This window comes from Paraburkholderia bengalensis (genome assembly GCF_037126505.1).
Taxonomy (GTDB): Bacteria; Pseudomonadota; Gammaproteobacteria; order Burkholderiales; family Burkholderiaceae; genus Paraburkholderia; species Paraburkholderia bengalensis.
Genome location: NZ_JACFYJ010000098.1, coordinates 18485 through 30161 on the forward strand (window position 1 = coordinate 18485; position 11677 = coordinate 30161).

The following is an 11677-nucleotide window of genomic DNA, read 5'->3' on the forward strand; positions in this document are numbered from 1 at the left end:
AGAGGAAGCAGTCGATGTTTGGCGAGAAGTTTCGGGATCGGCAAAAGCCGATGGTGCTCGTGCTGGGGCTCGGCGAATCGGGCCTCGCGATGGCGCGCTGGTGCGCGCGGCATGGTTGCCGCCTGCGTATCGCCGACACGCGCGAAGTGCCGCCGAATCTGTCCGCGCTCGAAGCGCATGGCGTTGACGGCGCGTTCGTCGGCGGGCCGTTTTCGGAAGTGCTGCTGGAAGGCGTCGAACTGGTTGCGATCAGTCCGGGCCTGTCGCCGCTCGCCGCCGATCTCGTGCCGCTGATCACCGCCGCGCGCGAACGCGGCATCCCCGTGTGGGGCGAACTCGAATTCTTCGCGCAGGCGTTGCGCACGCTGGGCGAAAGCGGCTATGCGCCGAAGGTGATCGCGATCACGGGCACCAACGGCAAGACCACGACGACGAGCCTCACCGGCCTATTGTGCGAACGCGCGGGCAAGAAGGTCGCGGTCGCGGGCAACATCAGCCCGGCCGCGCTCGACAAGCTCACGGAAGCAATCGACAACACCGCGCTGCCCGACATCTGGGTGCTCGAACTGTCGAGCTTCCAGCTGGAAACTGCGCACACGTTCGAGCCGGACGCGGCCGTGATCCTGAACATCACGCAAGATCACCTCGATTGGCACGGCGGCCTCGACGCCTACGCCGCGGCAAAGGGCAAGATTTTCGGCAAGAACACCGTGCGCGTGCTCAACCGCGACGACGCTCGCGTGATGGCGCTGAGACCTGCTGACGCAGGCGGCGCGCAAGTGGTGACGTTCGGCGTCGGCGAACCGGCGCGCGATGGCGATCTCGGTCTGCTGCGCGACAACGGCATGATCTGGCTCGTCGAAGCGCAAGACCGCGATGCATCCGACGAACCCACGCCGACGCGCCGTCGCAAGAGCGAATCCACCACGCCCCCGGACATTGTGCTTAAGCGCCTGATGCCCGCCGACGCGCTGCGCATCCGCGGCCTGCACAACGCGACCAACGCGCTCGCCGCGTTTGCGCTCGCGCGCGCTGTCGGTCTGCCGGGTGCGCCGCTGCTGCACGGCTTGCGCGAGTATCGCGGCGAGCCGCATCGCGTCGAACTGATCGCGTCGATCGACGGCGTCGATTATGTCGACGACAGCAAGGGCACGAACGTCGGCGCGACGGTCGCCGCGCTCGACGGCCTCTCGCAACGCGTCGTGCTGATCGCGGGCGGCGACGGCAAAGGGCAGGAATTCGATCCGCTCGCCGAACCGGTGACGCGGTGGTGCCGCGCAGTGATGCTGATCGGCCGCGACGCCCCGCAGATTCGCGCGGCGCTCGCGCACACGGGCATAGCAATGACCGATCACGCGACGCTCGAAGAAGCGACGCGCGCGGCCAGCGCCGTCGCGCAACCGGGCGACGCCGTGCTGCTGTCGCCCGCGTGCGCCAGCTTCGACATGTTCAAGGGTTACGCGCATCGCGCCGCGGTGTTCCGCAGCGCGGTCGAAGACATCGCTGCCGAACGGGGGACGATGATATGAGCTGGACAGAACGCTTCGGTACGCAACTCGGCAAGCAGCGCGGCTCCATCGCTGGCCAGGCAAGCGGCGCGGCTGAGCGCGCGCCGCGCTCGGGCGGGTTGTCGAGCGCCGTCAACGGCGTGCGGCCGCTGCGCTCGCGCATGCTCGATTACGACCATTCGCTGCTGTGGGTCGTCGTCGCGCTGCTGGGCCTCGGCATCGTGATGGTGTATTCGGCGTCGATCACGATGCCGGACTCGCCGAAGTATGCGTCGTATCGCGACTATGCATTCCTCGTGCGCCAGATCCTGTTTGTCGTGATGGGATCGGTGGCCGGCGTGATCGCGTTTCGCATCCCGATCACGACGTGGGACAAGTACGCGCCCAAGCTTTTCCTGATCGCGCTCGTCACGCTCGTGATCGTGCTGATTCCGCACGTCGGCAAGGGCGTGAACGGCGCGCGCCGCTGGATTCCCCTCGGCATCACGAACATGCAGCCGTCGGAAATCATGAAGCTTGCCGTGACGATCTACGCGGCGAACTACACGGTGCGCAAGCAGGAATACATGCATAGCTTCGCCAAGGGCTTTCTGCCGATGGGCTTCGCCGTCGGCGTGGTCGGCATGCTGCTGCTGCTCGAGCCTGACATGGGCGCGTTCATGGTGATCGCCGCGATCGCGATGGGCCTGCTGTTCCTCGGCGGCGTGAACGGGAAGATTTTCGGCGGACTGGTGGCGACGGCAGTCGGTACATTCACGTTGCTGGTGTGGGCGTCGCCCTGGCGTCGCGAGCGGATCTTCGCGTACCTCGATCCGTGGGACGACCGTTACGCACAAGGCAAGGCGTATCAGCTGACGCACTCGCTGATCGCGTTCGGACGCGGCGAATGGTTCGGCGTGGGTCTCGGCGGCAGTGTCGAGAAGCTCAACTATCTGCCCGAAGCGCACACCGACTTCATCCTCGCGGTGATCGGCGAAGAACTCGGTTTTGTCGGCGTGCTTGTCGTGATCCTGATGTTCTACTGGATCGTGCGCCGCTCGTTCGAGATCGGCCGTCAGGCGCTCGCACTCGACCGCACGTTTGCGGGTCTGGTCGCGAAGGGCGTCGGCATCTGGTTCGGCGCGCAGACGTTCATCAACATGGGCGTGAACCTCGGCCTGCTGCCGACCAAAGGTCTCACGCTGCCGCTCGTCAGCTACGGCGGCTCGGGCATTTTGCTGAACTGCATTGCCGTCGGCGTGCTGATGCGGGTGGATTACGAAAACCGTGTGCTGATGCGCGGGGGCAAGGTATGACGATGCAACAACGCACGCTGATGGTGATGGCTGGCGGGACCGGGGGACACGTGTTCCCGGGCCTCGCCGTCGCGCACCTGATGCAGGCGTGGGGATGGCGCGTCGTGTGGCTCGGCAACCCCAACGGCATGGAAGCGATGCTCGTCCCGAAACACGGCATTCCGATGGAGTACGTGCAGTTTGGCGGCCTGCGCGGCAAGGGCATGAAAACGAAGCTGATGTTGCCCGTCAATCTGCTGCGCGCGTGCATGCAGAGTCTGTCGGTGCTGCGTCGCGTGAAGCCGGACGTCGTGCTCGGCATGGGCGGCTACATCACCTTCCCGGCGGGCGTGATGACGGCGCTGAGCGGCGCGCCGCTCGTGCTGCACGAACAGAATTCGATTGCGGGTCTCGCGAACAAGGTGCTCGCGAAGCTCGCGAGGCGCGTGCTGGTCGCGTTTCCGAACGCGCTGCCGAACGCCGAATGGACGGGCAACCCGATTCGCGAGGAACTTGCGCGCACGCCGGCACCCAAAGCACGCTACGCGGCGCGTAGCGGCCCGCTGAACGTGCTGGTGGTGGGCGGCAGTCTCGGCGCGGCGGCGTTGAACGAAACGGTGCCGCGCGCGCTGGCGAAGCTCGCGCCAAACGAGCGGCCGCGCATCGTGCATCAGGCGGGCGCGAAGCATATCGACGCATTGCGCGCGAACTACGAAGCAGCCGGTATCGCGACGAACGCCGACGTGCAGCTCGTGCCCTTCATCGACGACATGACGAGCGCCTACGCCAACGCGGATCTCGTGATCTGCCGTTCGGGCGCGATGACGGTCGCCGAGATCGCGGCGGTGGGCGTGGCGGCATTCTTCGTGCCGTTCCCGTTTGCCGTCGACGATCACCAGACAACCAACGCAGCGTTTCTCGCCGACAACGGCGCGGCGCTGCTCGTACAACAGCGCGATTTGTCGGCGGATTCGCTCGCCGACTTTTTGCGCAGCCAGACGCGGGCCTCGCTCGCAGAGATGGCGGAGCGTTCGCGCTCGCTCGCGAAACCCGACGCCACCGAGCAGGTCGCGCAGATCTGCGCAACGGTGGCGGGCGTGACACCGAGCCTGAGCCCGGAAGGAAAGCAGCAATGAAACATATCGTCAAACACATTCACTTCGTCGGGATCGGCGGCGCGGGCATGAGCGGCATCGCCGAAGTGCTCGTCAATCTCGGCTATCAGGTGAGCGGTTCGGACCTCGCGCGCAACGCGGTGACGGAGCGCCTCGCCGCGCTCGGCGCGCGCATCGCGATTGGTCACGACGCGGAGAATATCGAGGGCGCGAACGCCGTCGTCGTCTCCACGGCCGTGCGCAGCGACAACCCCGAAGTGCTGGCCGCGCGTCATCGCCGCATTCCCATCGTGCCGCGCGCCGTGATGCTCGCGGAACTGATGCGCCTGAAGCAGGGCATCGCAATCGCGGGCACGCACGGCAAGACCACGACAACCTCGCTGGTCGCGAGCGTGCTGGCGGCGGGCGGGCTCGATCCGACGTTCGTGATCGGCGGGCGCCTGATCAGCGCGGGCGCGAACGCGCGTCTGGGCACGGGCGATTTCATCGTCGCCGAAGCGGACGAATCGGATGCGTCGTTCCTGAACCTGTTCCCGGTGATCGAAGTCATCACGAACATCGACGCCGATCACATGGACACCTACGGCCACGATTTCGCGCGGCTCAAGCAGGCGTTCATCGAGTTCACGCATCGCTTGCCGTTTTACGGCATCGCCGTGCTGTGCGTCGACGATCCGAATGTGAAGGAAATCCTGCCGTTCGTGTCGAAGCCGATTATCCGTTACGGTTTTGCGCCCGATGCGCAGGTCCGCGCGGTCAACGTCGAGGCACGCGAAGGCAAGATGCATTTCACGGCGATGCGCGAAGACGCGGCGCCCATCGACATCGTGTTGAACCTGCCTGGCCTGCACAACGTGCAGAACGCGCTGGCCGCCATCGCAATTGCGACTGAACTTGAGGTGAAAGATGCCGATATCCAGCGAGCGCTCGCGGATTTCAACGGCGTCGGCCGGCGTTTCCAGCGCTACGGCGAAGTGAGCGTGGCAAGTGGCGGCGCGTACACGCTCGTCGACGACTACGGCCATCACCCCGTCGAAATGGCGGCGACGATCGCGGCGGCGCGCGGCGCGTTCCCCGACAAGCGTCTTGTGCTGGCGTTCCAGCCGCACCGCTTCACGCGCACGCGCGACTGCTTCGAAGACTTCGTGAAAGTGCTGTCGACGGTCGATGCGCTCGTGCTGACGGAAGTCTATTCGGCGGGCGAGTCGCCGATCGTCGCGGCGGACGGCCGGTCGCTCACGCGCGCAATTCGCGTCGCGGGCAAGGTCGAGCCGGTGTTTGTCGAAACAGTGGATGAAGTGCCGGACGCGCTCGGAGCGATCGTGCGCGATGGCGATGTAGTTATCACGATGGGCGCGGGTTCGATCGGCGGTGTGCCGGGCCGGCTCGCAGGAAACGAAGGTGCGAAATGAGCAGTATCGATCCGAAGGCTTTTGGCAAGGTTGCTGTGCTGCTCGGCGGTGTATCCGCTGAGCGGGAAGTGTCGCTCAACTCGGGCCGTCTCGTGCTGCAAGGTCTGCGCGACGCGGGCATCGACGCGCATCCGTTCGATCCGTCCGAGCGTCCCCTCGCCGCATTGAAGGAAGAAGGCTTCGTGCGCGCGTTCAACGCGCTGCACGGCGGCTACGGCGAGAACGGCCAGATTCAGGGCGCGCTGGATTTTTACGGCATCCGCTATACGGGCAGCGGCGTGCTCGGCTCGGCGCTCGGTCTCGACAAGTTCCGCACGAAGCTCGTGTGGCAGCAGCTCGGCGTGCCGACGCCGCCGTTCGAAGCCGTGCTGCGCGGCGACGACTACGCGGCGCGCGCGAAGGACATCGTCGCGAAGCTCGGCTTGCCGCTGTTCGTGAAGCCGGCGAGCGAAGGGTCGAGCGTCGCCGTGATCAAGGTGAAGACGGCCGACGCGCTCGTGCCCGCGCTCGAAGAAGCCGTGAAGTTCGACAAGATCGTCGTGGTCGAGCAGAGCATCGAAGGCGGCGGCGAGTACACGGCGTGCATCGCGGGCGATATGGATCTGCCCATCATCCGCATCGTGCCGGCCGGCGAGTTCTACGACTATCACGCGAAGTACATCGCTAACGACACGCAGTACCTGATTCCGTGCGGCATTGCGGCTGAAGAGGAAGCGCGCCTGAAGAAGATCGCGCGCCGGGCATTCGACGTGCTCGGCTGCACCGATTGGGGCCGCGCCGATTTCATGCTCGACGGTGAAGGCAAACCGTATTTCCTGGAAGTGAATACGGCGCCCGGCATGACGGATCACTCGCTGCCGCCGAAGGCGGCGCGCGCGGTCGGCATCAGCTATCAGGAGCTGGTGGTGAAGGTGCTCGCACTGACGTTGAAGGATTAAGGAAGAAGCGCCGGCCATGTGGAACAACGTTCGCCAGCTTAATCTCGCCGCCAACGCGTTGCACGCGTTGTTGCTGCTCGTGCTGCTGGCGGCGGGCGGCTACTGGCTGATCCAGCGGCCGAACTTTGCACTGCACGAGATTCGTATCGACGGCGACACGGAGCACATCAATTCGCCGACGGTGCGCGCGAGTGTCGTCGGCCGGTTGAAGGGCAACTTCTTCACTGTCGATCTCGACGCCGCGCGGCAGTCGTTCGAACAGATGCCGTGGGTGCGTCACGCGAGCGTGCGCCGCGTGTGGCCGAATGCGCTCGCGGTGACGCTCGAAGAGTACAAGCCGCTCGGCACGTGGGGCACGGACCAACTGGTGAGCACCGACGGCGAGGTGTTCACCGCGAACCAGGGGGAACTGGACGAAGAGCTGCCCGCGTTCGATGGTCCGGAAGGGTCCGCGAAAGAGGTCGTCGCGCGTTATCAGGACTTCAGGAAGTGGTTCGCGTCCGTCGGCGCGACGCCGGATGAAGTGACGCTGTCGTCGCGCTTTGCGTGGACGGTGAAGTTGTCGAACGGGATGCAGGTCGAACTTGGGCGCGAGCGCAATCAGGACACGCTCGCCGACCGTTGCAAGCGGCTGACCGCGGCATGGGGCGCGGTCACCCAACGTTGGGGGAAGGACATCGAATATGCGGATTTGCGCTATCCGAACGGTTTCGCCATTCGTGCGGCTGGCATGCGCTTCATTACGGAACCCGACAAGGGCAAGAAGTAACAGGACATCACACGCAATGAGCACGCTATGAGTAAAGACTATAAAGATCTGCTGGTAGCCCTCGACATCGGCACGGCGAAAGTGGTCGCCATCGTCGCCGAGTTGAAGGGCGAAGGTCATTACGAGGTGATCGGACTCGGCCAGAGCGAATCGAAAGGGCTCAAAAAAGGCGTCGTGGTGAACATCGAGGCCACGGTGCAGTCCATTCAGCGAGCGCTCGAAGAAGCCGAGCTGATGGCCGACTGCAAGATCACGAACGTGTTCACCGGGATCGCGGGCAGCCATATTCGCAGCTTCAATTCCAGCGGAATGGTCGCGATCAAGGAAAAGGAAGTCACGCAGACGGATGTCGCGCGCGTGATCGAAACGGCCAAGGCGATCAACATTCCGACCGATCAGCAGGTGCTGCACATCCTGACGCAGGAATTCATCATCGACGGCCAGGAAGACGTGCGCGAGCCGATCGGCATGAGCGGCATTCGTCTGGAAGTGAAGGTGCACATCGTGACGGGCGCGGTGAGCGCGGCGCAGAACATCGTGAAATGCGTGCGCCGCTGCGGCCTCGAAGTGAACGATCTGATTTTGCAGCCGCTCGCGTCGTCGCTGGCGGTGCTGACGGAAGACGAAAAAGAGCTGGGCGTGGTGCTCGTCGATATCGGCGGCGGCACGACGGATATCGCGATTTTCAGCGAAGGCGCGATCCGTCACACGGCCGTGATCCCCATTGCCGGCGACCAGATCACGAGCGACATCGCGATGGCGCTGCGCACGCCGACGCCGGACGCCGAGGACATCAAGGTCAGCTATGGCATCGCGAAGCAGGCGCTCGCCGATCCGGACGAAATGATCGAAGTGCCGGGTCTGGGCGAGCGCGGTCCGCGCACGCTGTCGCGCCAGGCGCTCGCGGCCGTGATCGAGCCGCGCGTCGAAGAACTGTTTTCGCTCGTGCAGCAGGTGGTGCGCGAGTCGGGTTACGAAGAGCTGCTGAGCTCGGGCGTCGTGCTGACGGGCGGCGCGTCGATGATGCCGGGCATGGTGGAACTGGGTGAGGACATCTTCCTGAAGCCGGTGCGCATCGGCGTGCCGGAATACGCAGGCGGTCTCGCGGACGTGGTGCGCAACCCGCGTTATTCGACGGCGATGGGTTTGCTCGTCGAAGGACGCTCGCAACGCATGCGCGGCCGCAAGGTCGCGGTGCAGTCGGGATCGATGGGTCAGGTGTTCACGAGGATGAAGGACTGGTTCCTGGGTAATTTCTAAAAGAATTCGAAGTAAAAGGGAAATTCGCGCTGGTGCCGGCGGCTGGCGCGCGACAGGAGGTTGCCCGATCTCCTGCCGAATAACGGCCGAGTACGCAGGTCTTTTATTCTTGACGGAGGCAACATGGAATTCCAGATGCTGGAAACGGAAACCAACGGCACCATCATCAAGGTGGTGGGCGTCGGTGGTGCGGGCGGCAATGCAGTCATGCACATGATCAATCGCGGCGTGCAAGGCGTCGACTTCATCGTGATGAACACGGACGCTCAGGCGCTGTCGCGCTCGCGCGCACCGAACGTCATCCAGCTGGGCAACACGGGTCTGGGCGCAGGCGCAAAGCCGGAAATGGGCCGCGCAGCGGCAGAAGAAGCACGTGAGCGCATCGCGGACGCACTGCGTGGCGCACACATGGTGTTCATCACGGCAGGGATGGGTGGCGGCACGGGCACGGGCGCAGCACCCGTGGTCGCGCAGATCGCCAAGGAAATGGGCATTCTGACGGTTGGTGTCGTCAGCAAGCCGTTCGAGTTCGAAGGCGGCAAGCGCATGCGCGTCGCCGAAGCCGGTTCGCAGCAACTGGAGGATCACGTCGACTCGCTGATCGTCGTCCTGAACGACAAGCTGTTCGAGGTGATGGGCGATGACGCCGAGATGGACAAGTGCTTCCAGTGCGCTGACGACGTGCTCAACAACGCAGTGGCCGGCATCGCGGAAATCATCAACGTCGACGGTCTGGTGAACGTCGACTTCGAAGACGTGAAGACGGTAATGGGCGAGCAGGGCAAGGCGATGATGGGCACGGCGACGGTCGCCGGCGTCGATCGCGCGCGCCTCGCTGCAGAGCAGGCTGTTGCCAGCCCGCTGCTGGAAGGCGTCGATCTGTCGGGCGCGCGCGGCGTGCTGGTCAACATCACGTCGAGCCGTTCGCTGCGTCTGTCGGAAACGCGCGAAGTGATGAACACGATTAAGAGCTATGCTGCTGACGACGCGACCGTGATTTTTGGCGCGGTGTACGACGACGCGATGGGCGATGCGCTGCGCGTGACGGTGGTGGCGACGGGCTTGGGCCGTCAGGCGAAGAAGCAACAGCAGGCACCGATGACGCTGCTGCGCACGGGCACGGACAACCAGCCGGTCGGCGCGATGCAACATGCGTACACGCCGCATCACGCAGCCGCGGCGGACTACGGTTCGCTCGACACGCCGGCAGTGTGGCGTACGTCGCGCGACACGGCTGCTTCGCATGTGCAGGCGCTGCAGGAAAAGGGCGTCGACACGTACGACATCCCAGCCTTCCTGCGCAAGCAGGCGGACTGAGGCTCACGCAGGAGCGGGCTTTCTGCGGCGTAATCGGGTTGGCAGGTTGATTACGTCCGGCAGAACTGCACGAGCGTGGCGGGTGGAACGGCAAACAGGCCGCGTTGGGTAGCGCGCGCGGCATGGACAGGTGCCCTCTTCGCAATCGCGAAGCGGTCTGGGCGACTGTCGCCGGATGAAAGCTCCACTGCGGCACGAGTACGGGCGAGCGTGCTCCGCATCGATGCGAAGGAACGAGCATGATTCAGGTAGGTGAAAAGCTTCCCCAGGCGACCGTTTACGAGTTGATTGAGGACGAACGCGAGGGCTGCACGATCGGGCCGAACAGCTTCGACGTGCACGAGCAGACGGCGGGCAAGCGCGTGGTGATCTTCGGATTGCCGGGCGCGTTCACGCCCACCTGTTCTGCGAAGCACGTGCCGGGCTATGTCGAACAGGCAGAGAAGTTGCATGCTGCCGGTATCGACGAAATCTGGTGCGTCTCCGTCAACGACGCGTTCGTCATGGGCGCGTGGGCACGCGATCAGCACACCTCGGGCAAGGTGCGCATGATGGCGGACGGCAGCGCGGCTTTCACCAAAGCACTCGGTCTGGAGCAAGATTTGTCGGCGCGCGGCATGGGAATCCGTTCCCAGCGCTACGCCATGGTGGTCGACGACGGCGTGGTCAAGACGCTGCACGTCGAAGCACCCGGCAAGTTCGAAGTGAGCGATGCGGCCAGTATTCTCGCCACGTTGAGCCAGGCATGACGGGGCCTTGAAGCTTCGTCGCAGGCGTGCGAACGTTCGTTTGTTGCGCTGCGGCAACGCTTTTTGCGACTTTGATGTGACAGGCCGTAACGCGGGCCGATGACCGGAAACGCCTCCGTTCCGGGCATCGGCCCGTCACGCTTCCCGATCAGGTAACGCAGCGAAACAGATTGAAACGCCAGCGCAACGACGCTCCGGAACCGATTGGAGTATAATCGTGCTATGAATTAAAAAATCCCGATTAGGATTTTCAATCGAGTAGAAGATCACCATGTTGAAGCAGCGCACTATCAAACAGATCGTCAAGACGGTTGGCATTGGCTTGCACTCGGGCCGCAAGGTCAACCTGACGCTCCGCCCGGCGGCGCCGGACACGGGCATCGTGTTTTCCCGCGTGGATTTAGCCACGCCGGTGGACATTCCCGCGTCGGCGATGGCGATCGGCGATACGCGGCTTGCATCGGTGTTGCAGAAAGACGGCGCGCGCGTGTCGACGATCGAGCACCTGATGTCCGCGTGCGCGGGCCTCGGAATCGACAACCTCTACGTCGACGTCACCGCTGAAGAAATTCCCATCATGGACGGCAGTGCGGCGTCCTTCGTGTTCCTGATCCAGTCGGCGGGTATCGAAGAGCAGAACGCGGCGAAGAAGTTCATCAAGGTCAAGAAGCCTGTCGAAATCCGCGACGGCGACAAGTTCGCACGTCTCGATCCGTATTTCGGCTTCAAGCTGAAGTTCACGATCGACTTCCGCCATCCCGCGGTCGACAAGACGGGCCAGGCGCTGGAAGTGGACTTCGCGAACACGTCGTATGTGCGCGAAATCGCGCGTGCCCGTACGTTCGGCTTTGCGCACGAGGTCGAAACGATGCGCGAACTGGGTCTGGCGCGCGGCGGCAGCATGGATAACGCGATCGTGCTGGACGAATATCGCATTTTGAACAACGACGGCCTGCGCTACGACGACGAGTTCGTGAAGCACAAGATGCTCGACGCAATTGGCGATCTCTACGTGGTCGGGCATCCGCTGCTCGCGGCGTATGACGCATACAAGTCGGGTCACGGCCTGAACAATGCGCTGCTGCGCGAACTGCTCGCGAACGAAGACGCCTACGAAATCGTCACGTTCGACGATCCGCAGAAGGCGCCGCGCGGTTTTGCGTATGACACGCAGACGGCGTTCGCCTGAAGCACTCTGCCCGGCAGGTCGGGCGGTAACGAAAAAGCGGCCTTGAAGGCTAATGCCGTTCAGTTAAGCACTGAACGGCATTTTTGCTTTTGACGCGGGAGGTGTTGTAAACGAGGCGCCGAGCTGTTAACTTTTCAGCGCGATGC

Annotated in this window: 10 protein-coding genes; all 10 read left to right on the forward strand. The window is 64.0% G+C overall.

Features of this window, described 5'->3' with window-relative positions; genetic code table 11:
* The first annotated feature begins 14 nt into the window (after positions 1-14).
* The 10 genes from murD (at position 15) to lpxC (ending at position 11531) form a co-directional block, all read left to right on the forward strand.
* Positions 15-1529 carry a UDP-N-acetylmuramoyl-L-alanine--D-glutamate ligase gene (gene murD / locus H3V53_RS35435; protein WP_336601801.1) on the forward strand — a complete coding sequence of 505 codons (1515 nt, stop codon included), beginning with the start codon at positions 15-17 and terminating at the stop codon, positions 1527-1529.
* The gene (ftsW, locus tag H3V53_RS35440; RefSeq protein WP_336601802.1) at positions 1526-2803 is read left to right on the forward strand and encodes a putative lipid II flippase FtsW; all 1278 of its coding nucleotides are present in this window, start codon (positions 1526-1528) and stop codon (positions 2801-2803) included. The genes murD and ftsW overlap by 4 nt, the downstream gene beginning before the upstream one ends.
* A complete protein-coding gene (gene murG / locus H3V53_RS35445; RefSeq protein WP_336601803.1) occupies positions 2800-3918 on the forward strand; it encodes an undecaprenyldiphospho-muramoylpentapeptide beta-N-acetylglucosaminyltransferase in 1119 nt (372 codons plus the stop codon). Before ftsW ends, murG begins: the two co-directional genes overlap by 4 nt.
* Positions 3915-5309 (forward strand): UDP-N-acetylmuramate--L-alanine ligase, encoded by a 1395-nt coding sequence (murC, locus tag H3V53_RS35450; protein ID WP_054918767.1) that lies wholly within the window; start codon positions 3915-3917, stop codon positions 5307-5309. Before murG ends, murC begins: the two co-directional genes overlap by 4 nt.
* On the forward strand, positions 5306-6247 hold the full coding sequence (locus H3V53_RS35455) for a D-alanine--D-alanine ligase (RefSeq protein WP_336601804.1): 942 nt from the start codon (positions 5306-5308) through the stop codon (positions 6245-6247). Before murC ends, H3V53_RS35455 begins: the two co-directional genes overlap by 4 nt.
* A gap of 16 nt (positions 6248-6263) precedes the next feature.
* A complete protein-coding gene (locus H3V53_RS35460) occupies positions 6264-7016 on the forward strand; it encodes a cell division protein FtsQ/DivIB (RefSeq protein ID WP_336601805.1) in 753 nt (250 codons plus the stop codon).
* Between the two features lie 27 nt (positions 7017-7043).
* Positions 7044-8276, forward strand: a complete 1233-nt coding sequence (gene ftsA, locus H3V53_RS35465) for a cell division protein FtsA (RefSeq protein WP_007747080.1) — start codon at positions 7044-7046, stop codon at positions 8274-8276.
* Positions 8277-8399: 123 nt separating this feature from the next.
* On the forward strand, positions 8400-9593 hold the full coding sequence (gene ftsZ, locus H3V53_RS35470) for a cell division protein FtsZ (protein ID WP_336601806.1): 1194 nt from the start codon (positions 8400-8402) through the stop codon (positions 9591-9593).
* A 239-nt stretch (positions 9594-9832) separates the two neighbouring features.
* A complete protein-coding gene (locus H3V53_RS35475; protein ID WP_336601807.1) occupies positions 9833-10342 on the forward strand; it encodes a peroxiredoxin in 510 nt (169 codons plus the stop codon).
* A gap of 271 nt (positions 10343-10613) precedes the next feature.
* A complete protein-coding gene (lpxC, locus tag H3V53_RS35480) occupies positions 10614-11531 on the forward strand; it encodes a UDP-3-O-acyl-N-acetylglucosamine deacetylase (protein WP_336601808.1) in 918 nt (305 codons plus the stop codon).
* Positions 11532-11677 lie beyond the last annotated feature (146 nt).